This is a genomic window from Bradyrhizobium sp. SZCCT0231 (assembly GCF_018130245.1).
GTDB lineage: Bacteria > Pseudomonadota > Alphaproteobacteria > Rhizobiales > Xanthobacteraceae > Bradyrhizobium > Bradyrhizobium japonicum_F.
The window spans coordinates 599,086-622,483 of record NZ_JAFCKP010000001.1 but is presented as its reverse complement, the minus strand read 5'-3'; the positions used below and the strand labels follow the sequence as shown (position 1 = coordinate 622,483).

16 protein-coding genes are annotated in these 23,398 nt (G+C 65.8%); 11 read left to right on the top strand and 5 right to left on the bottom strand.

Going from position 1 to position 23,398, the window contains the following annotated elements; all coding sequences use genetic code 11:
- Positions 1–99 precede the first annotated feature (99 nt).
- From JQ566_RS02790 to JQ566_RS35020, 5 genes are all read left to right on the top strand, one after another.
- Positions 100–1,641, top strand: a complete 1,542-nt coding sequence (locus tag JQ566_RS02790; protein WP_212371456.1) for a thymidine phosphorylase family protein — start codon at positions 100–102, stop codon at positions 1,639–1,641.
- On the top strand, positions 1,638–2,558 hold the full coding sequence (locus JQ566_RS02785; RefSeq protein ID WP_212369579.1) for a ribose-phosphate pyrophosphokinase: 921 nt from the start codon (positions 1,638–1,640) through the stop codon (positions 2,556–2,558). The genes JQ566_RS02790 and JQ566_RS02785 overlap by 4 nt, the downstream gene beginning before the upstream one ends.
- A complete protein-coding gene (locus tag JQ566_RS02780) occupies positions 2,555–4,150 on the top strand; it encodes an MBL fold metallo-hydrolase (RefSeq protein ID WP_212369578.1) in 1,596 nt (531 codons plus the stop codon). The genes JQ566_RS02785 and JQ566_RS02780 overlap by 4 nt, the downstream gene beginning before the upstream one ends.
- Before the next feature lie 1,207 nt (positions 4,151–5,357).
- Entirely contained in the window at positions 5,358–8,111 is a 2,754-nt protein-coding gene (locus tag JQ566_RS02775) for a beta strand repeat-containing protein (protein WP_212369575.1), read from the top strand.
- Between the two features lie 196 nt (positions 8,112–8,307).
- The gene (locus JQ566_RS35020; protein WP_249139164.1) at positions 8,308–8,691 is read left to right on the top strand and encodes a hypothetical protein; all 384 of its coding nucleotides are present in this window, start codon (positions 8,308–8,310) and stop codon (positions 8,689–8,691) included.
- Positions 8,692–8,715: 24 nt separating this feature from the next.
- Here the strand turns inward: JQ566_RS35020 and JQ566_RS02770 are convergent, their stop codons facing one another.
- From JQ566_RS02770 to JQ566_RS02760, 3 genes are read right to left on the bottom strand one after another with little or no spacing between them, the layout of a single operon-like run.
- Positions 8,716–9,360, bottom strand: a complete 645-nt coding sequence (locus tag JQ566_RS02770) for a hypothetical protein (RefSeq protein WP_212369572.1) — start codon at positions 9,358–9,360, stop codon at positions 8,716–8,718.
- A gap of 8 nt (positions 9,361–9,368) precedes the next feature.
- The gene (locus JQ566_RS02765) at positions 9,369–11,624 is read right to left on the bottom strand and encodes a xanthine dehydrogenase family protein molybdopterin-binding subunit (RefSeq protein ID WP_212369569.1); all 2,256 of its coding nucleotides are present in this window, start codon (positions 11,622–11,624) and stop codon (positions 9,369–9,371) included.
- A 1-nt stretch (position 11,625) separates the two neighbouring features.
- A complete protein-coding gene (locus JQ566_RS02760) occupies positions 11,626–12,090 on the bottom strand; it encodes a (2Fe-2S)-binding protein (protein ID WP_212369555.1) in 465 nt (154 codons plus the stop codon).
- Positions 12,091–12,448: 358 nt separating this feature from the next.
- On the opposite strand from JQ566_RS02760, the gene JQ566_RS02755 reads away from it, so the two are divergent.
- Together JQ566_RS02755 and JQ566_RS02750 are read left to right on the top strand one after the other, a co-directional pair.
- Positions 12,449–14,104 (top strand): thiamine pyrophosphate-requiring protein, encoded by a 1,656-nt coding sequence (locus JQ566_RS02755; protein ID WP_283814323.1) that lies wholly within the window; start codon positions 12,449–12,451, stop codon positions 14,102–14,104.
- A 107-nt stretch (positions 14,105–14,211) separates the two neighbouring features.
- Entirely contained in the window at positions 14,212–16,689 is a 2,478-nt protein-coding gene (locus JQ566_RS02750; protein WP_212369550.1) for a GAF domain-containing sensor histidine kinase, read from the top strand.
- Positions 16,690–16,692: 3 nt separating this feature from the next.
- On the opposite strand, the gene JQ566_RS02745 is transcribed toward JQ566_RS02750, so the two are convergent.
- Together JQ566_RS02745 and JQ566_RS02740 are read right to left on the bottom strand one after the other, a co-directional pair.
- On the bottom strand, positions 16,693–18,273 hold the full coding sequence (locus JQ566_RS02745; RefSeq protein WP_212369537.1) for an MDR family MFS transporter: 1,581 nt from the start codon (positions 18,271–18,273) through the stop codon (positions 16,693–16,695).
- Positions 18,274–18,430: 157 nt separating this feature from the next.
- Complete coding sequence (locus JQ566_RS02740) at positions 18,431–18,946, bottom strand: YcgN family cysteine cluster protein (protein WP_212369535.1); 516 nt, start codon at positions 18,944–18,946, stop codon at positions 18,431–18,433.
- A 294-nt stretch (positions 18,947–19,240) separates the two neighbouring features.
- On the opposite strand from JQ566_RS02740, the gene JQ566_RS02735 reads away from it, so the two are divergent.
- The 4 genes from JQ566_RS02735 to JQ566_RS02720 all read left to right on the top strand — a co-directional run bounded on the left by JQ566_RS02735 (position 19,241) and on the right by JQ566_RS02720 (position 23,388).
- Positions 19,241–21,517: a transglycosylase domain-containing protein gene (locus tag JQ566_RS02735; RefSeq protein WP_212369532.1), complete on the top strand. Its 2,277-nt coding sequence runs from the start codon at positions 19,241–19,243 to the stop codon at positions 21,515–21,517.
- A 9-nt stretch (positions 21,518–21,526) separates the two neighbouring features.
- Positions 21,527–22,105 (top strand): DUF1214 domain-containing protein, encoded by a 579-nt coding sequence (locus JQ566_RS02730; protein WP_212369530.1) that lies wholly within the window; start codon positions 21,527–21,529, stop codon positions 22,103–22,105.
- On the top strand, positions 22,102–22,686 hold the full coding sequence (locus tag JQ566_RS02725; RefSeq protein ID WP_212369527.1) for a DUF1254 domain-containing protein: 585 nt from the start codon (positions 22,102–22,104) through the stop codon (positions 22,684–22,686). Before JQ566_RS02730 ends, JQ566_RS02725 begins: the two co-directional genes overlap by 4 nt.
- Positions 22,687–23,109: 423 nt before the next feature.
- Positions 23,110–23,388 (top strand): metal-sensing transcriptional repressor, encoded by a 279-nt coding sequence (locus tag JQ566_RS02720; RefSeq protein ID WP_212369524.1) that lies wholly within the window; start codon positions 23,110–23,112, stop codon positions 23,386–23,388.
- The last annotated feature ends 10 nt before the right edge of the window (positions 23,389–23,398 follow it).

The window sequence follows — 23,398 nt, the reverse complement described above, 5'->3', positions numbered from 1 at the left end:
GCCCGCGTCTCCCGGATGTGCGGACCATGATCTGGGTCAACAGCATCGGGACGGCGACGTCTAAGCATGGAGGTCCAACTCCTTGCTGCCGGCCTGTCCATGCATCCAGACCTTCCGCACTCCCAGCTGAAGATCCGCCGCGTCCGTCTCGACACCGGCCGTGAGAACGTCGTCGTCGTCTCCAGGCACTCCAAGGCGCTGCGCGCGGAGATCTTCCGCGGCTTCAGCCGCGTCGAGCTTCGTCAGGGCGGCAAGGTTCTGCTGGCGACCTTGCTGATCACGGACGACGATACGCTGGCATCTCCCGACGAAATCGGACTTTCCGAACCAGCATTCCGGCGCTTCGCGGAAACCGTCGGAACGCTGGTCACGGTCAGGCCCGCCCCGCCTCCGGAGAGCCTGGAAGCGGTGCGTGCGAAGATCCGCGGACGAACCTTGAGCCAGGCCGAGATCGGCGCGATCGTCAGCGACCTTGCCCATTATCGTTACTCCGACATGGAGATCGCCGCCTTCCTGATCGGGTCGGCGAGCTTCATCACCAGCGACGAGCTTCTCGCCCTCACGGGGGCCATGGCGCAGGCCGGCACGCAATTGGTCTGGCCGGCCCCGGTGGTCGTCGACAAGCATTGCATCGGCGGCATCCCCGGCAACCGCACCTCGATGGTCGTGGTGCCGATCGTCGCCGCCCATGGCCTGCCGATCCCGAAGACCTCCTCGCGCGCAATCACCTCGCCCGCCGGCACCGCCGACACGATGGAGGTGCTGGCGCGGGTGAATATCGGCGTCGAGGAGATGAAGGCGATCGTCTCCTCCTGCAACGGCTGCCTGATCTGGGGCGGGCACGTCAACCTGTCGCCGGCCGACGACGTCCTGATCTCGGTCGAGCGCCCCCTGAGCCTCGACACACGCGAGCAGATGGTCGCCTCCATCATGTCCAAGAAGATCGCGGCAGGCTCGACCCATCTGCTGATCGACATTCCGGTCGGACCGACCGCGAAGGTCACCGGCGGCGTCGAGGCCATGCGGCTGCGAAAGCTGTTCGAATTCGTCGGCGACCGCTTCGGCCGCTCGGTCGAGGTGATCACGACCGACGGAAGCCAGCCGATCGGCAACGGCATCGGGCCGGTGCTCGAAGCCAACGACGTCATGGCGGTGCTCGGCAACGAGCCGGCGGCGCCGCGCGATCTGCGCGAGAAGTCGCTCCGGCTCGCCGCCCATCTCCTGGAATACGATCCCAAGCTGCGCGGCGGCGCCGGCTATGCCCGGGCGCGCGAACTGCTCGACAGCGGCGCGGCGCTGAGGCAGATGCAGAAGATCATCGACGCACAGGGTCCCTCGACATGCAGCAACGGGCTCGGACCGCTCAGCTTCGACGTCGAGGCGGCGCATGACGGCATCGTGTCCGCGATCGACTGCCTGCGCCTCAACCGCCTCGCCCGTACCGCCGGCGCGCCGCTCGACAAGGGCGCCGGCATCTGCCTGTTCAAGAAGATCGGCGACCGCGTCGAGCAGGGCGAGCCGCTCTATCGTGTCTACACGTTCGACCACCCCGAGCATGATCTGGTTGCCGCCGCTGCTGCCGAAGAGGCCGGTTACCTCGTCAACGGTCACGAGGCGCCGCAGGGCAAGGCGGCGCCGTGAGCACGGTCGCGCTCCAGACATTGCCGTGCGGCGCCGATGCGGCGAAGCGCCTCGCAACGCGGCTTGGGCTTGCCTGCGGCGAGATCGCCGTGCATCGCTTTCCGGACGGAGAACTGCGCGTCGCAGTCGCGCCGGCGACCGACACCACGATTCTCTATGCCTCGCTCGATCAACCCAACGACAAGCTGGTCGCCCTGCTCTTCGCCGCGGAGGCACTGCGACGCAACGGCGCGAAGCGGCTGGTCCTGGTCGCACCCTATCTCTGCTACATGCGGCAGGATGCTGCATTTCACGCCGGCGAGGCCATCAGCCAGCGCGCCATGGGCAATCTGCTTGCAACGACCGTGGACCGCGTCGTCACCGTGGATGCGCACTTGCATCGCACCCCCGACATCAGGTCCATATTTCCGGGTATCGAAGCGGAGAACCTGTCCGCCATGCCGGCGATCGCGAACGCGCTGGCAACGGGCGGCATCGATCCAGCGACCGTCGTGATCGGGCCCGACACGGAGTCCGAGCCCTGGGTGAAAGATGTCGCGAGCCGATTGCGATTGCAGCACACGGCGGCGCGGAAGACGCGGCACGGCGATCGTTCCGTGGCGATCAGCTTTGCCGATCCGGGCCTGCTCGCCGGACGGCCGGCGCTCCTGGTGGACGACATCGTCTCCTCCGGGACGACGCTGATGGCCGCGGCGAAGGCCCTGACGGCGATGGGCGCGACCGCCGTCGATGCGGTGGTGACGCACGCGCTGTTTCCACCCGCGATGATCGCCGCCTTCGCTGAGGCCGGCATCCGGTCGATCCGCTCGACCGACAGCGTGCCGCATCCGACCAATGCGATTTCGCTCGACGAGATTCTCGCAGCCGCCTTGCGGTCCGAACTGACCGCGACACATCTTCCGGAGACGACGACATGAGCATCACCGTTCGATTTTGCGGTGCCGCCCGCACCGTGACCGGCTCGAGCTATCTGTTCCAGACCGCATCCGGGCGCTTCCTGGTCGATTGCGGCCTGTTCCAGGGCCAGAAGACACTGAAGGAGCTCAACTACGGCGCCTTTCCGTTTCGCCCTGCCGATATCGATGCCGTGCTGCTCACGCATGCTCATATCGATCACAGCGGTCTGTTGCCGAAACTCGTGCGCGCGGGATTCGAAGGACCGATCCTGGCGACGCGCGGCACGATCGACCTCTGCTCCTACATGCTGCCCGACGCCGGCAACATCCAGGAGTCCGAAGTCGCCCAGCTCAACCGGCGTAACGCGTCGCGCGGGCGCAAGGAGGTGCAGCCGATCTACACGCAGGCCGATGCGATCGCATCGCTGCAATCGTTTCGCGCCGTCGACTATGAACGCTGGGCCGACGTGATCCCCGGCGTCCGCGCGCGCTACTGGAACGCCGGCCATTTGCTCGGCTCCGCCTCGATCGAGCTCGAAATCGCCGAGCAAGGTTCGAGGCGTCCACTGCGCGTGCTGCTCTCTGGCGACGTCGGGCCGGAAGCCAAGCTGCTCCAACCCGATCCCGAAGCGCCGACCGATTTCGACTACGTCATCTCGGAATCGACCTATGGCGACCGGCTGCGCGAGGCCACGACACCAGCGCTCCGCCGCAAGCACCTCGCGGCCGAGGTACGCGATGCCGCGGCGGCCGGCGGCGCGCTGCTGCTGCCCGCCTTCGCGGTCGAACGCACCCAGGAGCTGATCGTCGACCTCGTCGACCTCATGGAGCACGGCGAGATTCCGACGGCCCCGATCTTCCTGGATTCGCCGCTCGCGATCCGCGCGACCGAAGTGTTCCGCCGGCATGCCGAGAGCCTCGACCCATCCGTCGACGCTACGCGCCTGCTCAACTCGCCGCATCTCAAATTCACGGAGACCGCGGACGAGAGCAAGGCGATCATGCGTCTGTCCGGCTTCCACATCATCATCGCCGCGAGCGGCATGTGCGACGCCGGCCGCATCCGCCATCACTTGAAGCGCTGGCTGTGGAACGAGCGCGCGACCGTGCTTCTCGCCGGCTTCCAGGCCAACGGCACGCTCGGCCGCTTCCTCCAGGACGGGGCCAAGGCCGTGCGGATCCAGGGCGACGAGATCAAGGTCGCGGCCCGCATCCGCATGATCGACGAATATTCGGGCCATGCCGACGGCGCCGGCATGGCCAGCTGGATCGCGGCGCGCCGTCCCATCGCCCGCGGCCTGTTCCTGGTCCACGGCGAGGAAGGGGCGGTCGCCGGGCTGGCCGAGCGCGTGGCAGAACGCATCATTCCCGCGGCCAAGATCTACCAGCCGATACTGGACGATATCTATGAGCTCGCCGCACCCGAACCGCGCGTGCTCGAGGCGGATCGTCGCCGGCGACTCGCGCCGGAGGCCGTGACCCGTCTCGACTGGCACAACGAGATGTCCGAGCTCGTGCTCGACATCAATGATCGTGTCGCAGCCGCCGCCGACGACCGCGCCCGCGGCGTCATCATCCGAAGGCTGCGCCGGGCGCTGGAGGAGAATGGGTAGAGGGATGTCAGACGAGGCGCGGCCATGGCCCGCGTCTCTCGTGTCCCGGACGCGCTGCAGCGTTCCTACGCTGCTGCGCAGAGCCGGGACCCAAAAGACTGCACATTCCGCTGATGCGTGGGCCCCGGCTCTGCAGCGCACCGCACCGGACGACGCTTCGCATCGCCGGGGGCGCTGCGCTGCGTCCGGGGCACGAGATCGCTGTTCAGCGATAGACATAGCTGCTTATCCTCGCGGCTTGTTTCGCCCGAGCTTTGCTGTCTTCTTCCGCCCTCTCAAAAGCAAAGGGCGCAAGGAAGGCCGGGCACCGGCAGGCACCCGAAGTCCCGTGTGCGATGAGAACGCGCACGGGGTGGACGACAGGTGATGCCGGCATCCCGGCCTTCCCTGCGCGGATGGTTTTAACGGTGTCCTTCGTGCTCTCCCCGGGGAGCGATGCACTATTGCCCCCGTCGCCATGCAGATGGCTGATGTGCGTGCCCGGTTGGGCCGTGAGCATCACCACATGACTTGACGCACAGACCCCGGGCGTCAGGACCACACGACTTCTCCGTCCGCGCACATCTTCGCTGGGTTCTCACCGGCTGGCGTGCGCTCACCGTCGAGACCATACGAAGACGCTGTCAGCGCCGTGTCGTATCGCGCCCGTCGCCGCTCACGGGTTTCCCCGCCCTGCAGCCACCATCGCGCGCCGACGCCGTCGCGGCCACCGCATCCCGGCCCGCGTCCCGTGACGATCGCGAAACGCCCCTTGTGGCGGGCGGGATGCGTCGGCTTGTACGTCAAAACCGAATTTCTGTAAATTCGAATATTTTTGCGGACAGCTCTCGACCCAGCGCTGGCGTATTCTGCCCGTCGGGCAACACAATGGATTGTAGGTGGGATCGTGAGCTCTTCCGAGACCGACCCCACTCGCACCCAGCTTTGGACAAGGTCCTTTCGGCTCTCCGTTTCGCCCAGGACTATCGCATTTGAGATCGCCTCCCTGCGGCCATCCTTCGAGACGCCCGCTTTAGGACGAGGCGCGCGCTCCCGAAAATCAAGCTGCTCTCAAGAAAAACAGGACCCCGTCGGAAGATATCCGCCAAGCCAGCAGTGGCTTTTCGGCCTACAGACGAGGTCGTTCGCCGTTCGCCTCGGCATCGCGAAAAGCGTCGCGATACCGCCGCACGGCCTGTTTCGACGATCACGCAAGCGAGAAGCGCATATGGCTGTCACAGCAAATTTTTCCGCCGGAATTCTCACCGTGTTTGGCAACGGCCTGAACAACGCGATCGCGTTGGGCCGCAATGCGGCCGGAACGATCGTCGTCAACGGCGGCGCCGTCGCAATCAAGGGCGGACCCGCGACGGTCGCCAACACCAAATTGATCCAGGCCTTCGGCCTGGACGGCAACGACATCATCACCATCGACGAGAGCAACGGCGCGATGCCTGCTGCGAGCTTGTTCGGCGGCGCCGGCAACGATACGCTGACCGGCGGGTCCGGCGGCGACATGCTGTTCGGCCAGTCCGGCAATGACACGCTGCTCGGCAAGGGCGGCAATGACCTGCTGTTCGGTGGCGCCGGCAACGACGTGCTGATCGGCGGCGACGGCGCCGATCAGATGTTCGGCGAAGCCGGCAACGACCGCATGATCTGGAATCCCGGCGACGACAGCGACCTGATGGAAGGCGGCGAAGGCATCGATACCGCCGAGGTCAACGGCGGCAACGGCAGCGAGACCTTCACCATCACCGCCAACGGCACGCGCGTGCGCTTCGACCGCACCGACCCGGCACCGTTCTCGCTGGACATCGGCACCACCGAAGACCTCGTGGTCAATGCCAACGGTGGCGACGACATCATCACCGCGACCGGCAATCTCGCCGCGCTCATCAAGCTGACGATCGACGGCGGGGCCGGCAACGACACGATCCGTGGCGGCAATGGCGCAGACCGCCTGCTGGGCGGCGAGGGCGACGATTTCATCGACGGCAACCAGGGCAACGACACCGCCCTACTGGGCGCCGGCAACGATATCTTCCAGTGGGACCCCGGCGACGGCAGCGACAAGGTGGACGGACAGGCCGGAGCCGACACCCTGCTGTTCAACGGCTCCAACATCGGTGAGCACCTCACCCTTTCCGCTGCCAATGGTGGACGCGCGCTGCTGACCCGCGATATCGGCAACATCACCATGGACCTGAACGGCATCGAGACCATCACGATCGACGCGCAGGGCGGCAGCGACAACATCGTCGTCAACAACCTGGCTGCAACCGACGTCAAGCAGGTCAATGTCAGTCTCGGCTCGGCCGGGACCGGCGACGGTGCCGCGGATACCGTGACGCTCGAGGGCACATGCAGCGCCGATACGATCCAGGTGTCCGGCTCGGGCACGTCGGTTTCGGTCGCGGGGTTGCCCACCGCTCTCGCCATCACCAACGCAGAAGGCGCCAACGATGCGCTCGTCATCGAAGGCCTCGGCGGCAACGACACGATCTCGGCGGCCGTGCTCGCCGCCGGGGCCGTGCACCTCACGATCGACGGCGGCGCCGGCAACGATACGATCCTCGGCAGCGTCGGCAACGACACGCTGATCGGCGGCGACGGCAATGATTCCGTCGTCGGCGGCCGCGGCGACGACCTCGTGCAGCTCGGCGCCGGCCGCGACCTGTTCCAGTGGAATCCGGGCGACGACAGCGACACCATCGAGGGCGGCGCCGGCGTCGACACGCTGCGGTTCTTCGGCGCCAACATTGCGGAGAATATCGCCATTGTGGCGAACGGCGATCACGCCCTGCTCACACGCGACGTCGCAAACATCACGATGGATCTGCACGGCGTCGAGCACGTCGAGGTCCATGCGCTGGGCGGTGCCGACCATATCGCGGTGGGGGATCTGACCGGGACCGACGTGACGCAGGTGAACATCGACCTCGGCGGCTCGGCCGGAACGCCCGACGGCGCCGTGGATACAGTTTCGGTCGATGCCACTCAGGGAGCCGGCATATTCGGTGTCTCCGGCAATGCCGGCGGCGTGACGGTGTTCGGCCTGCCTGCGATCACCAAGCTGAGCTTCATGGACGCAACCGATCAGCTGACGCTCAACGGCCTCGGCGGCGACGACGTCATCGACGCCAGCGGGCTCGCTGCCGGAGTGCTGCAGCTGACGATCAATGGCGGCCTTGGCAACGACACCATCCGCGGCAGCCAGGGCGATGACCTGATCAACGGCGGCGATGGCAACGACGTCGCGCTGATGGGCGCGGGCAACGACACGTTCGTCTGGAATCCCGGCGACGACAATGACACGGTCGAGGGTCAGGGCGGCACCGACACCCTGCTGTTCAACGGCGCCAACATCGCCGAAACCATCAACATCTTCGCGAACGGCGGGCGTGCCGAGCTGACGCGAGACGTCGCCTCCATTACCATGGACATGGACGGCGTCGAGACGATCGCGTTCAATGCCCGCGGCGGCGCCGACAATATCAATGTCGGCGACATGAGCGGCACCGACGTGACTGAAGTCAAGATCGATCTCGCCGGCGTCCCCGGCAACGCGGGCGGCGACGGCGCGGCCGACAACATCGTGATCAACGGCACCGGCGGAGACGACGTCATCACGCTTTCGCTGAGCAGCAATGGCGCGCTGGTGATCGACGGTCTGGCAAGCCAGGTCGTGATCGAAAACTTCGACTTCAACGACACGATCACCATCGACGGTCTCGGCGGCGACGACGTGATCGAAGCGTCAGGCGTCGGTCCCGGCGGGCCGCACCTCGTTTTCGACGGCGGCGCCGGCGACGACGTGCTCATCGGCAGCGCGGGCAACGACACGCTGCTCGGCGGGCTCGGCGATGATGTCCTGATCGGCGGCGGCGGCATCGACGTACTGGACGGAGGGCCCGGCAACAACATCGTGATCCAGTCGTTGCTCGCCCATGCGAGCTTCCACGCGGGCACGCTGGTCTGAGCCGACGGTCGCGCCTCGCCTGATGTTGGCGCGTTCTGCCTGCCGGGCAAGGCAACCGATCGTAGCCCGGGTGGAGCGGCGCTCCATCCGGGCTACGACGCTTTGACGGCCATGGGAGTCCTGATACTCTGCACCACGTCGTGGTTCGGCGCGCCATGCGATCAATCGTTGAACCAAAGCTGCCAAGAGGATGCGGATGAGAAGCGTGATGCTCCTGGCTCTCAGCCTCATGTTTGTCGGCGCCTGGTCGCACGACAGCGCGAGAGGCCAGACTTCGGCCGCGCCGCCGGTTTCGCTTGCTCCGCCCGATGCATCGCCGCCACGCCCGAGTGCCAAGAATTCCAAGCCCAGAGCAGAGCTCGCACGGGTGCCGACGGATAGAGCTCCGCCGAATCCGGCCGCCGACTACGACGGCTTCAGCGTCGGCACCGTCGATGACAATGGCGCCTCGAGCCAGGTGAGGCCGCCTGTGAGATTGCGCACCGCAAAGGACGCCAGGTCCAATCCGGATGCAAATGACCTCGATCGGGAAGATGAGGCGTTGAAACGAAAGCTGATGATCTGCCAGAACTGCAAATAGGAGATTTGTCGGCCAGCGAACGCATCAGTTCGGACAGGGTTGCCCGGCCGCTCCCCACATCGCCATGTCCTTGACGTGATCCTCGAAGGTGCCCGGCGGCGTCGAGCGGCCTGCTCCGGGCGCCCAGCCCCGCGGGATGAAGCCGTTCAAGGATGCATCGTGCCGCAAATGCTCGACGAGACCGGCGGCGTCGCGGCCGCCGTTGCGCTTGGGATCCTTCAACTGTGCGCAGATCTCCGCGCCGCTCTTGCCGAACCAGATGAAAGCCACCGGCGCGAGTTGCCAGTCGATGCCGGCGCGCGGCGGCGACGGTGCCGGCTCGTTTGCCTGGGTCGAGGTCATGTGGCAGGTCGAGCAAGGGATCGCTTCCGCTCCGATGCGGCTCTCGCCGCCGTGGATGTTCATGCCATGCGGGCGGGGCTTGGTTTCGCCGGCCGGCGTCCAGATCGGTATGGCCTTGGCATCGACATGGCAGTTGGCACACCGTGGATGGGTCACGACGGCCTCAATCCGCTTCCACGCCTCCAGCCCCTCGGCGCGGCTGACACTGCCGGGCGGCAGCACGTCCTTGAAGGTATCCTTGGCGGCCTCGTCCTTGGCCACGACGATCCCGGTGAGAGCGGCCATTGCCGAGCCTGCGAGGACGAGCGCAATCAGAGATCTCTTCACGGCCTGCCTCACACGAAATCGATGAACTTGTTGAAGGGCATTTCGCGGATACGCTTCCCGGTCGCCGCGAAGATCGCGTTCGCAAGCGCAGGCGCGGCCGGAGGAACCGGCGGCTCGCCGACGCCCCTCACCTTCGGATCGTTCTCCAGCCCGCGAACCTCGATGACCGGGCATTGGTAGATCCTCATGGCTTCGTGGTGGTTGTAGTTGGTCTGCTGCACCGCGCCGTTTGCGTAAGTGAGCTCGCAATTGATGGCGTGGCCGAGGCCCCAGACGACGCCGCCCTGGACTTGATTCTCGAAATTGACGGGATCGACGACCTTGCCGACGTCGACCGCGACCCAGACCTTGTCGATCCTGATGCCCCGGTCCGTCGCCGTCACCTCGACGACTTCGGCGGTCGGTGTTCCGAAGGACTCGACGAAAGCGACGCCCCGGCCCCGGCCGTTGCCGAGCGGTCCCTTCCAGTCCGACATCTCAGCGACGGTCTCCAGCACCTTGCGATAATGCGGCACGGTGCACATCGCGATGCGCGCCTGCATCGGATCGAGGCCCGCCGCATGGATCAATTCGTCGATGAAGCTTTCGGTGAAGAAGCCTGATGTCGAGGCGCCGACCGAGCGCCACGTCGTGCTCGGCGACAACCCTTGCGCCTCGTAGCTCGTGGCCCGGAAATTGGGGATGTCGTAGTAGACGTTCCAAAGCCCTGCAGCCAATTGCCCGTCGGGATCCTTCGATGGCGTGCCCGAACGCTCGAGCAACCCCTTGAGCGGCGTCGTCGAGGCCAGTTGCAGATCGGCGGCGACAATTTTGCTCCTGTCGACGCTGCCGCGGTGCCGGGCGATCGCAATCTGCCGCGGAATGTCCTGGAGGAAATCCTCCTCGCGCGAGAACACCAGCTTGATCGGTGTGCCCTTCATCTGATTGGCGATCTCGGCGAGAACGCGGACGTTCTCGTATTCGAGACGATGGCCAAAGCTTCCGCCGGTCCACTGATTGTGGAAGGTGACCTGTTCCGGCTTGAGGCCGATCGCGGTCGCCGCGACCCATTGCACGAAGCGAGGGCTCTGATGGCCGACCCAGATTTCCATGCCCTTGTCGGTGACGAGGCCGATCCCGTTCAGCGGCTCGAGCGGCTGATGCGCCACGTATGGCGCGCGATATTCGGCTTCGACGAGCTTGCCCGTCTTCAGGCCGGCGTCGACGTCGCCGATTTTCCGCCACTCCTTGCCGAGGAACTCAGGCTTGAACGAGGATTCCAGCACCTTCCAATGGTCGGCCTGCTCGGCGGGGTAGGCCGAGGGCGCCCACTCGCATGCGATGGCGTCGACCGCCTTCATCGCGTACCAGCTGTTCGTGGCGATCACCGCGACGCCGTTCTTGATCTCGAGGATCTTCCTGACCCCCGGCATCGACTGCGCCTTGCTGGCATCGTATGATTTCAGCGGCTGCCCCTTGTTGGGATTCAGCTTGACGGAGGCATAGAGCATGCCGTCCGTTTTCAGGTCGATGCCGAACTTCAGCTCGCCCATCACCTTCGCGCGGACGTCGAGCCGCATCATCGGCTTGCCGAGCATGCGCCATTTGGACGGGTCGCGCGGCTGCGCATCGAGCACCGGCGGAATTTTCGACGCCTCCGCCGCGAGTGCGACATAGGCGATCTTGGTTCCGTTGGGCAGGATCACATGGCCTGATTGCGTGCGAAGGTCGGCCATTGCGATGCCCGAACGCTTGGCCGCGGCGGCCTTGAGCGTCTCGCGCGCGACCGCGCCGGCCACACGCAGCTTTTGGTAGGTGTCCGGAATCGTGCTCGATCCACCCGTCATTTGCAGGCCGGACTTGCGCAACCATTCGAGCGTGGCCGCGCGCGCTTCCTCCGCAGCCGGGCTTTGGTCCGCGGCCACGAACGGCGCGAACTCGTCGGCGAAGCCTGTGTTGAAATAGGCCGGGCTGGGATCAGCGAAGCGGACTTCGAACTGGCCGGGATCGAGGTCCATCTCCTCGGCGATCATGATCGGCTGCACCGAGCCGACGCCCTGGCCGATGTCGGCGTGCTGCGCGATCAGCGTGATCTTGTCCGGGCTGATCTCGACCCAGGGATTGAAGGTCACCGAATTCGGGCCGAGGCCGGCGGCCAGCGGATTGCCATCGTCGCCCGGCGCGGCCGCTTCGGCCCGACTATAGGCACCGAAAGCGATGCCCCCGGCGACGGCGGCAGAGCCGAAAACGAAAGCCCGACGGGAAAGGGTCTGCATCTGGCCCATCTCACTTCTCCGCCATCTTGTTCGCAGCAGCCGCATGGATCGCCGCACGGATGCGCGGATAGGTCCCGCAGCGGCAGAGATTGCCGGACATCACCTGATTGATCTGCTCGTCCGTCGGTTTGGGGATCGATGCGAGAAGCGAGATGGCCTGCATGATCTGGCCGGTCTGGCAGTAGCCGCATTGCGGCACCTGATGCGCGATCCAGGCCTGCAGGACCGGATGCTGGTCCTTGTTGTGCAGTCCTTCGAGCGTGACGACCGATTTGCCCGCGACCTCGCCGATATGCGCCTGACAGGACCGCACCGCCTTGCCGTCGATGTGAACGGTGCAGGCGCCGCACTGCGCGACCCCGCAGCCATATTTGGGGCTGGTGATACCGAGCTCGTCACGCAACACCCACAACAGCGGCATCTCGGGAACGACGTCGACGCGGTGCTTGATGCCATTGACGGTGAGCTCGATCATGTCGATGTATCCCTTCGCAATGTTGCTGCTAGCGTGCCCTCGAAGCTCCAAAACTGTCAAACCGATTCCCCACCGCAACGGCGCTCGGTTTCGAATTCGCACGAAGACGATCGCGGGTTTGAGTTCGAAGGTCGGCTGCATGCGGCGAGTTGCTGAATGCGGCAGCAGCGCATCGCGCCTTCTCGTCGCACGACATTCTGAACAATGCAGAGACGGCGCCGCGAACCGCAGAGTAGCGACGGTCAATCTTCCTGCTCGCGCCTCCTGCATGGCTGACCTACTGCGGGCGCGATCAACTACGCTTTACGCCTGTCCAATTTCCTGATCCTCTCCCCCAACAAGCCGGATCAACCGGCCTCTGCCTAAGGAGAGAGACGCCATGAAGCTCGGCACCGCCATTGCGGAAATCATGAGGCGCGAGGGGATCGAGATCCTCTGCGGCTATCCGGTCAACCATCTGATCGAGCACGCGGCGAAGGCCGAGATCCGCCCCGTGATGGTGCGGCAGGAGCGCGTCGGCATCCACATGGCGGACGCGATCTCGCGGGTGACGTCGGGGCGCAGCATCGGTGCGTTCTGCATGCAGCATGGGCCGGGCGCCGAGAACGCGATGGGCGGCGTCGCGCAGTGCTTTGGCGAATCCGTCCCCGTGCTGGTGCTGCCGATGGGCTATCAGCGCAGGCTGGCGCATGTCGAGCCGAACTTCAATTCCAGCGAGGCGATGAAGCCGTTCGCGAAATCGTCCGAGCCGATCATCCTCGCGACTGAGGTCGCCAATATCTTCCGCCGGGCCTTCACCAAGCTGAAGAACGGCCGCGGCGGCCCGGTCATCGTCGAAATACCCTCGGACATGTGGAACGAGGAAGTGCCGGAGCCGCTGAACTACACGCCGGTGCTGCGCACCCGCTACGGCGCCGACCCTGTTCACGTGAAGGAGGCAGCCAGCCTGCTCGTGAATGCCAAACGGCCGGTGATCTATGCCGGCCAGGGCGTGCATTACGCGCAGGCCTGGCCGCAGCTGAAGCGGCTCGCGGAGCGGCTGGCAATCCCCGTCACCACCAGCCTCGGCGGCAAATCGTCGTTCCCGGAAACGCATCCGCTCTCGCTCGGCTCGGGCGGGCTCGCGGTGCCGCGCGCGGTCCCGAAGTTTCTCGCCGAGGCCGACGTCATCTTCGGCATCGGCTGCTCCTTCACCGAGACCAATTTCGGCATCGCGATGCCGAAGGAGAAGACCATCATTCATTCCACGCTCGATCCCAATCATCTCAACAAGGATGTGGAAGCGAAGATCGGCCTGGTCGGCGATGCCGGGCTCGTGCTCGACGCGCTGCTGGAGGAGATCGGCAAGTCCGTTACCGCGGATCGCAATGCTTCAGCGGTCGCAGCCGAGATCGCAGCCTCGCACAAGGAATGGCTGGCGAAATGGATGCCGAAGCTGACCAGCAACGACGCACCGCTCAGCCCCTATCGCGTGCTGTGGGACCTTCAGCACACCGTGGACATCGAGAACACGATCATCACCCACGATGCCGGCAGTCCGCGCGACCAGCTCTCGCCGTTCTGGAAAGCAGTAGAACCCCTCACCTATCTCGGTTGGGGCAAGACGACGCAGCTCGGCTACGGCCTTGGGCTGGCGATGGGCGCCAAGCTCGCGAAGCCCGACCAGCTCTGCATCAACGTCTGGGGCGATGCGGCGATTGGCTTCACCGGCATGGATTTCGAGACTGCGGTGCGCGAGCGCATCCCCGTCATGTCGATCCTGCTCAACAATTTCTCGATGGCGATCGAGTTGAAGGTGATGCCGGTCTCGACCGAAAAATATCGCTCGACCGACATCTCCGGCGACTACGCCGCGATGGCGCGCGCCTTCGGCGGCTACGGCGAGCGGGTGATGAGGCCCGAGGACATCGTGCCCGCAATCAAGCGCGGCATCCAGAAGACAAGGGAAGGCGTGCCTGTGCTGCTGGAGTTCATCACCAGCAAGGAAACCGAGGTATCGCGGCCGGGGACGTGAGGCGGGCCGGGCTGCAGCGGCAAGGCCGCAGGCGCTGGCTCCGGCGGCAGAAGATGTGATAATCCGGCCCGGTGCCGCGCCTGTCGCGGCATCAAGCCGGATTACGAATGACCAACCCTCCGAAGAGCATCGCCGATGAACTCGCGGCCGAGAATGCGCAGCTGCGCAGTGAGCTCGCGATTGCGCGCGATCGCTTGAGCGCCAGCGCGGAGATTTTGCGCACCATCGCGGCCTCGCCCTCCGATGCGCGGCCGGTCTTCGCGGCGATCGCGTCCAGCTCGAAGCGCCTGCTCGGCGGCTTCTCCGCTACCGTGCTGCAGTTCATCGGCGACGAGCTGCATCTCGTGGCGTTCACGCCGACCAGCGCGGAGGCGGACGAAGGGCTGAAGGCATCGTTCCCGCGCAAGATCGCGGATTTCCCGACCTTTGCCCTGGTGCGCGACGGCGAGACGATCCAGTTTCCCGACAGCGAGGCGGCCGACGTTCCGGAGCTGAACCGGCAGCTGGCGCGGCTGCGCGGCTTCCGCAGCGTGCTGTTCATGCCGCTGATGAACCGGGGCGCGCCGGTCGGCATGATCAGCGTCACGCGGGCCGAGCCGGGCGCATTCGCGCCCGACCTCGTACAGCTGCTCCAGACCTTCGCCGACCAGGCCGTGATCGCCATCGAGAATGCGCGCCTGTTCAACGAGACCAAAGAGGCGCTCGAACGCCAGACCGCGACGGCCGACATCCTGAAAGTGATGGCGGCCTCCCCGTCCGACGTGCAGCCGGTGTTCGAGGCCATCGCCACCAACGCCAACCGGTTGATCGGCGGCTTCTCCACGGCTGTGTTGCGCTATATCGACGGCGCCGCGCATCTTGCGGCATTCACGCCGACCGATCCGGCCGGCGATCGCGTGCTCCAGGCTTCCTTTCCGGTGCCGTTCGCGCAGTTCCCGCCCTACCAGCTCGTTGCCAATGGTGCCGCCGCGCAGCTGCCCGACACCGAGCTCGAGCCGGCCGCGCGCGACATCGCGCGTGCGCGGGGCTATCGCAGCATGCTGTTCACGCCCTTGATGAGCGAGGGCGAGACCATCGGCATCATCATCGCCACGCGCCGCGCGACCGGCAACTTCGCCGAGCATCATGTGCGGCTGCTGCAGACTTTCGCCGACCAGGCGGTGATCGCGATCAAGAATGTCAGCCTGTTCAACGCGATCAGGGAAGCACTGGAACGTCAGACCGCGACCGCCGACATCCTCAAGGTGATTGCGGCCTCGCCATCGGATGTCACGCCGGTGTTCCAGGCTATCTCCGACAGCGCCAAGGCGCTGATCGGCGGGCACTCCTCTACCGTCACCCGCGTCATCGGCGACATGCTGCATCTGGCCGCCTTCACCACCGACAATGAGGCCGGCAATGCGGATCTGCTCAGCTCATTCCCGACGCCGCTGTCGTCGTCAGGCATTCACAGCCGCGTGGCGAGGAACGGGCAATTTGCCTTCCGCAGCGACATGCAGAACGAGCCTGATCTCACCGCGGCCATGAAGGAGCTGGCACGAACACGCGGATATCGCAGCATCCTCGTGGTGCCGATGCTGCGCGATGGCGTTGCGATCGGCACGATCGCCGTCACGCGGCGGGAGCCCGGTCATTTTCCTGACAAGGCGATCAACCTGCTCAAGACCTTTGCCGACCAGGCCGTGATCGCGGTCGAGAACACGCGCTTGTTCAACGAGGTGCAGGACCGCACCAGCGAGCTTGCCAAATCGCTCGATGATCTGCGCGCAGCGCAAGACCGGCTGATTCAGACCGAGAAGCTGGCTTCGCTTGGCCAGCTCACCGCCGGCATCGCCCATGAGATCAAGAACCCGCTCAACTTCGTCAACAATTTTGCCTCGCTTTCTGCCGAACTGACCGAGGAGCTGAACGAGGCGCTCGCGCCGGTCCCCCTCGCAGACGACCTCCGCGCGGAGGTCGACGAGCTCACGGGCCTTCTGAAGGACAATCTGCAAACGGTCGTGCAGCACGGCCGCCGCGCCGATTCCATCGTCAAGAACATGCTGCTGCATTCGCGCGAAGGCGGTGGCGAGCACGGGCTGAGCGACATCAACGCGCTGGTCGAGGAAAGCCTCAACCTCGCCTATCACGGCGCACGCGCCGAGAAGCCGGGATTCCACGTGACGCTGCAGCGCGAGCTCGATCCGGCGGCGGGGCAAGCCGAAGTGTTTCCGCAGGAGATCACCCGTGTGCTGCTGAACCTGATCTCGAACGGCTTCCACGCGGTCACCAAGCGCAAGGCCGATGGCGCCGCCGGCTACGAGCCGACGCTGATCGCCGCGACGCGCGATCGCGGCGACGACATCGAGATCACCATCCGCGACAACGGCACCGGCATTCCGGACGAGGTGAAGGAGAAGATGTTCAATCCGTTCTTCACCACCAAGCCGGCCGGCGAAGGCACCGGGCTCGGGCTGTCGATGAGCCACGACATCGTCGTGAAGCAGCACGGCGGCACGATCGACGTCGCGACGGAGCCGGGCGCGTTCACGGAGTTCACGATCCGGCTGCCGCGGAAGAGCAGCTTCCCCGACGCAGGCCGCTGAGCCTTACTCAGCCATCTCGACGGGTTGCTGCGCCGAGGGCCCGGCCAGCGGCCGCTCCTCCATCGCGATCAGGCACAGCGCGGCGGTGGTCATCAGCGCGGTGGCGGCGCCGAACACGTAGCGGAAGGCGTGCCGCATGTCCTCAGTGGGTATAGCGACGGCGCCCGCGGCGTGATGCTCGCCGGCGAGCGGAACGTCGATGCCGAGCGCGATGAGCAGGATCGCCGCGAAGGCCGCGACCGTGAACGAGGACATCAGCGAGCGGAAGAAGTTCATCGCGCCGGTGATGGTGCCGACTTGCGGACGCGCGACCGAATTCTGCAGCGAGACCACGCACACCGGGAAAGTCGTGCCGAGCCCGAGCGCGAAGGCGGCCATCAGCGTCAAGAGACCCCACAGCGGCAAGGTGGTGACCGTGAGGCCCAATCCGCACAGTGCGGCCCAGGATGTGCCGATGATGGCGACGCGCTTGTAGTGCTTGGCCCGCGCCATGGTGCGGCCGGCGACGGCCGCGCCGACGGTCGAGACCGCCGCGAGCGGGATCAGCGCAAGACCCGCCTCGCTTGCGCTCAAATGGTAGACCGACTCGTAGTAAAGCGGCAGCTGCACGGTGAGGCCGGTGATCGCCCCGAGCCCGCAGCCGCCGGCCGTCAGCGCGAAAGGCGCCACCGACCCCGTCAGCAACGGCAGTGGCAGGAACGGCTCGTCGGCCCGCCGGGCATGCCACACGAAGCTGACCGCCAGCGCGACGGCACCGCCCACCATTGCCAGCACGGTCGGCGACAGCCAGGGATAGCGCGTGCCGCCCCAAGTCAGCACCAGCATGAAGACCACGGCGGCGGCCATCAGCAAGACGCCGCCGAGCCAGTCGACCTTGCGCTTGCGGTGGAACACCGGGATCTTCTTCATCTTCGGCAGCAGCATCACGATGGCGGCGGCCGCGAGCGGCAGGTTGATCCAGAAGATCATCGACCAGTGCAGATGCTCGGCGAACACGCCGCCGATGACCGGACCGAGGATACCGCCGACCATCCAGACGCTGGAGAAATAGGCCTGGTATTGCCCGCGTTCACGCGGGCTCACGACGTCGGAGATCACGGTCTGCACCACGGGCATGATGCCGCCGCCGCCGAGGCCCTGAAGCCCGCGTGCCAGGATCAGCATCGGCATGTTCGGCGCGATCGCGCACAGCACCGAGCCCGCCACGAACAGGCTGAGCGAGATGATGATCATGACGCGGCGGCCGTAGATGTCGCTGAGCGTGCCGAACACCGGCGCCACCGCGGTCGAGGCGAGCAGATAGGCGGTGATCACCCAAGAGAGATTGGAGACGTCCTGGAACTGGCGTCCGATGGTCGGCAGCGCAGTCGCCACGATGGTCTGGTCGAGCGCTGCCAGGAACATGGTCAGCATCAGGCTGATCACGATGGTGCGGACCTCGTCGGAGCTCAGCGGCACCGGCGGGGCGATCGACGGCGCGTCATCGACGCTCAACACCTCGCTGGGAAGGCGGGAAAGCTCTTCGGCGATGTCGTCAGGCAACGTCTGGACGTCGGCAGCGCTCTGCCGTTCGAACTTGTTCATCTCGATCGGACGTCATGTGGCGGCGCAACGCCGCAAAGGATTCGTTCTATGCAGCTCAATGTAGACAGCAAAGCTTTTCCCAGGCAGGCACCGCGGCGCATGGGTGCATCCCGCCCTGAGGTCATCCCGAACACGTGATCTCAAGCCGCGCGGCGGATCAGTCCTTTGGGCGTCGCTTCAGACGGGCTCGCCTGGGCAGCACGGCCGGCCATCGCACGATGTGGTCCTCGAGCTCCTCGTCCGGGACCTCCTCCTCGCTGCCCTCCACCCGGCCGCGCACGGAGACGCCGGCTTGATGGACGGTGTTGGGATCGCCCGACACCAGCGGATGCCACCAATAGAGGTCGCGCCCTTCGGCGACGAGCTTGTAGCCGCAGCTCGGCGGCAGCCAGTTCAGGGTGCGGACATTGGCCGGAGTCAGGCGGACGCAGTCCGGAACCTTGTCGGAACGATTCGGATAGTCCTTGCAGGCGCAGCTGGCGCCATCGAGCAGCTTGCAGCCGATATGGGTAAAATAGATCTTGCCGGTGTCCTCGTCTTCGAGCTTGTTCAGGCAGCAGCGGCCGCAGCCGTCGCACAAGCTTTCCCATTCGGCCCCCGACATTTCTTCCAACGTCTTGGTTTTCCAGAAGAATCCTTCCTGGCCGGAAGGTCGTTTGGGAGCTGCGGTCATGCGCCTCAATAAGGGTTCGAAAGAGCTACGGCAACGCCTTCTAGGGCGCGCGGCGGCAAGGGTGCAAGCGAGGCCCCGTTTGAGGCCCGTAATGAACCGGGGTCAATTAGGCCTGTTGTTCAAAATCCCGAGCGAGACCATTGGTTTATGGGCCCCGCTCGGCTAGAAGGAACAGCAAGTCCCTCGGATGCTGGCCGGGCGCCTTGGGTTTGCCGCAACATTCCCGCAAGACGTCTCGATGCCGCCCCCGGCCGGGTGCTTGAACGCTTTCGAAGCAAGCCTCAAGGGTTCTAGGTGCGCCAGATCATACCACCGCATTGGAAGCAGAGGGTCCGGAATTTCTTCCTCGACCTCGATGCGCGCATCGACTCCTCGCTGTTCTCCTCGGCCAAGGGCATCCGCGAGCTCTACGAGCGCTACTCGACCTTCATGGACCGCTTCTATGTCGGGCGCTGGAAGCGCTGGGTGTTCATCGAGCCGCTGTCGGAGGCCGCAACCCTCGGGCTCGGCGGCCTGGTCGTGATGCTCACCCTCGCCATCCCCGCCTTCCGCGAGACCGCGGACGAGGACTGGCTGAAGAAATCCGATCTCGCCGTGAGCTTCCTCGACCGCTACGGTAACCCGATCGGCAGCCGCGGCATCAAGCACAACGACTCCATTCCGCTGGAAGACTTTCCGGACGTCCTGATCAAGGCGACGCTGGCCACCGAGGACCGTCGCTTCTACGAGCATTTCGGCATCGACATCGCCGGCACCGCGCGCGCGCTCGTCACCAACGCGCAGGCCGGCGGCGTGCGCCAGGGCGGCTCCTCGATCACCCAGCAGCTCGCCAAGAACCTGTTCCTGAGCAACGAGCGCACCATCGAGCGCAAGGTCAACGAGGCCTTCCTCGCGATCTGGCTGGAATGGCGCCTGACCAAGAACGAGATCCTCAAGCTGTATCTGGACCGCGCCTATATGGGCGGCGGCACTTTCGGCGTCGACGGCGCGGCGCACTTCTACTTCAACAAATCCGCGCGCGACGTGACGCTGGCGGAAGCCGCGATGCTCGCCGGCCTGTTCAAGGCGCCGACGAAGTACGCGCCTCACATCAACCTGCCCGCCGCCCGCGCCCGCGCCAACGTCGTGCTCGACAACCTCGTCGATGCCGGCTTCATGACCGAGGGCCAGGTGTTCGGCGCCCGCCGCAACCCGGCCTTTGCCGTCGACCGCCGCGACGAGGCGTCGCCGAACTATTATCTCGACTACGCCTTCGACGAGATGCGCAAGCTGGTCGACACGTTCCCGAAGTCCTACACCGAGCGCGTCTTCGTGGTGCGCCTCGCCATCGATGCCAACGTGCAGAAGGCGGCGGAAGACGCGGTCGAGAACCAGCTGCGCCAGTTCGGCCGCGACTATCACGCGACGCAGGCCGCAACCGTCGTCGCCGATCTCGACGGCGGCATCCGCGCCATGGTCGGTGGCCGCGACTATGGCGCCAGCCAGTTCAACCGCGCCACCGACGCCTATCGGCAGCCCGGCTCCTCGTTCAAGCCCTACGTCTACACCACGGCGCTGCTGAACGGCTACACCCCGAACTCGATCGTGGTCGACGGCCCGGTCTGCATCGGCAATTGGTGCCCGCAGAACTATGGCCATTCCTATTCCGGCTCGGTGACGCTGACGCAGGCGATCACGCGCTCGATCAACGTCGTGCCGGTGAAGCTGTCGATCGAGATCGGCCGGCGGGATCAGCCGAAGGCACCGAACCCGGCCAAGATCGGCCGCGCCAAGATCGTCGAGGTCGCGCGCCGCTTCGGCCTCAAGGCGCCGCTGCCCGACACGCCGTCGCTGCCGATCGGCTCGGACGAAGTCACCGTGCTCGAGCATGCCGTCGCCTATGCGACGTTCCCCAACCGCGGCAAGGCGGTGACGCCGCATGCAGTGCTCGAAGTGCGCACCGGCGCCGGCGACCTCGTCTGGCGCTGGGACCGCGACGGGCCGAGGCCGAAGCAGGCGATTCCGCCGAACATCGCCGCCGACATGGCGGGCATGATGAGCCACGTCGTTAGCGAAGGCACGGCGCGCCGCGCCGCCCTCGACGGCATTCCGACCGCGGGCAAGACCGGCACCACCAATGCGTATCGCGACGCCTGGTTCGTCGGCTACACCGGCAATTTCACCTGCGCAGTCTGGTACGGCAACGACGACTACTCGCCGACCAATCGCATGACCGGCGGCTCGCTGCCGGCGCAGACCTGGCACGACATCATGGTCGCCGCGCATCAGGGCATCGAGGTCCGGGAGATCCCCGGCATCGGCATGGGCCAGAAGCTGCCGCCGCAGCCGATGGCCGCGCACGCCAATGCGGCGCCGAAGGTGCTGGAGACCAAGCCCGGTCCGCCGCCGGTGCTGACCAAGCGCGGCGCCGACATCCTGGTGCGGGTCGAGAAGCTGCTGGATGATGCGGCCAAGACTGCGAACAAATCGACGGCAAATGACAGCAAGCCATCATCGTCGACGAGCGCGCTCGCCTTCCCGCAGAACTATGCGGAAGAGAATGCGAACGCATCCGCTCCGCGCAAGAACTGATCGAAACCCGTGCGGCTGATCCTGATCACATTGACGGCGCTTCTTCTCGCGACGGCGGTCGGCTTAGGCGCGACCTGGATGACGACGACGCGCGGCACCGAGATCGGTGCGCTGACCATCGGCGCCTGGACCGCACGGCCGCGCACCGGCACCGCCGACGTCGATCCCTATTCGCGCGCCACCATCGTGCGCAACGGCGAGCTGCCGATCGGCACCGGCGACGGCGTCGCCTTCACCGCCACGACCGACGACAGGAAGAAGGCGCTCGACGGCCGCTGCGACGTGATCGTCTCCGGCGTGACGCCGCCGGCGCGGTTCTGGACGCTGACGCTGTACGACCGCAAGGGCCATCTCGTCGCCAACTCGCTTGCCCGCTACGGCTTCACCAGCCAGGAGATCGTGCGGCAGTCCGACGGCACGTTCGAGATCCGCATCGCCTCGCGCTCGCGCGCCGGCAACTGGCTGCCGACCGGCGGCATCGAGCGCTACGCATTGATGCTGCGCCTCTACGACACGCCGGTCGGGGTCGCGACGCGCACCCAGCGCGACGCGCCGATGCCCAGCATCACCACGGCGGGCTGCTCATGATCCGGCTCGTGTTCACCGTTATTGCCGGCGTGGTGCTGGGCCTCGTGGTCCATCTCGTCAGCGTGCTGGCGCTGCCGCGGATCGCGACCCAGGATGCCTATTCGCGGCTGACACCGATGACGAAGGTGAACGCCGTCACCCAGCTTCCCCTCGCCGACCCCAATAATTCGCCGATGCCGTTCATGGACCCCGCCTTCGCGCTGGCGATCTGCCGCTACGATCTGTCGGGCGGGCCGATCAAGCTGACGGTGCCGGTGAGCCAGGCCTACACCTCAGTGTCATTCTACACCCGCAACGAGATCGCCTATTACGCCATCAACGACCGCTCCGCGGGCCGCAAGGTGATCGAGCTCGACCTGATGACGGAAGCGCAGCACAACGAGCTGCCCGAGGACGAAGAGGTCACCGCGGCCGACCGCCTGATCATCGATTCCCCAAGCACGACCGGCCTGATCCTGATGAAGGCGCTCGCCCCCGAGCCCGGCCTGATGCCGCAGGCGCAAGGCTCGCTTCAGGCCGCGACCTGCGGCCCGCAGACCGAGCAGCCGGCCAAGGCCGAAGCGCCACGCGGACGGCGGTGAGCGCCGACGTTTCGGCAAGCTCAAACAAAAAGTGCGAAAACAACCCCATGCACAGTAGCGGGGGCGTTGAAATCATTACGCTCTTCGGATCGGCGATGTTGAGGCTGCCGGGCGGACGTGTACGCACCTTTGACTCGTCGGGCAAAACACCGGCATACTGGCATCATCGAGAGTTCGTCACACCCGCGCGGAGCCATCCGTCGCGGGTGATTTCATGTCAGGAGGACAAACTGGCCTCGCGATGATGAATGCGGTGATCACGCGAGACATGAGGCATCTCCGCTTGCGGAGCCCATGGACCCCGGCTCCGGCGGACCGCGCCTGCAAGCGAAGGCGGTATTTCGCGCTGCAACAATCCCGACCGGCACCAGGCTTGGCGTCACGGCCCTTCTGGGCTATCCCCTCCCGGGGGATAGGATCACCATGACGAAGCACATCCACGAAAGCCACCCGGACATCGTCAGGCGCCTCAAGCGCGCCGAGGGACATCTGCGCAGGGTCATCGGCATGTTCGACGACGGACGGTCCTGCCTAGACCTCGCCCAGCAGCTGCATGCAGTCGAGAAGGCGATCTCCGAGGCCAAGAAGGCCCTGATCCACGATCACGTGGATCACTGCCTGGACGCGGCCACCAACGGCGGCGCCGGCAAGTCGACCAAAAATGTCGTCGCCGAGTTCAAGGCGATCTCGCGATACCTGTAGCGTGGAGCTT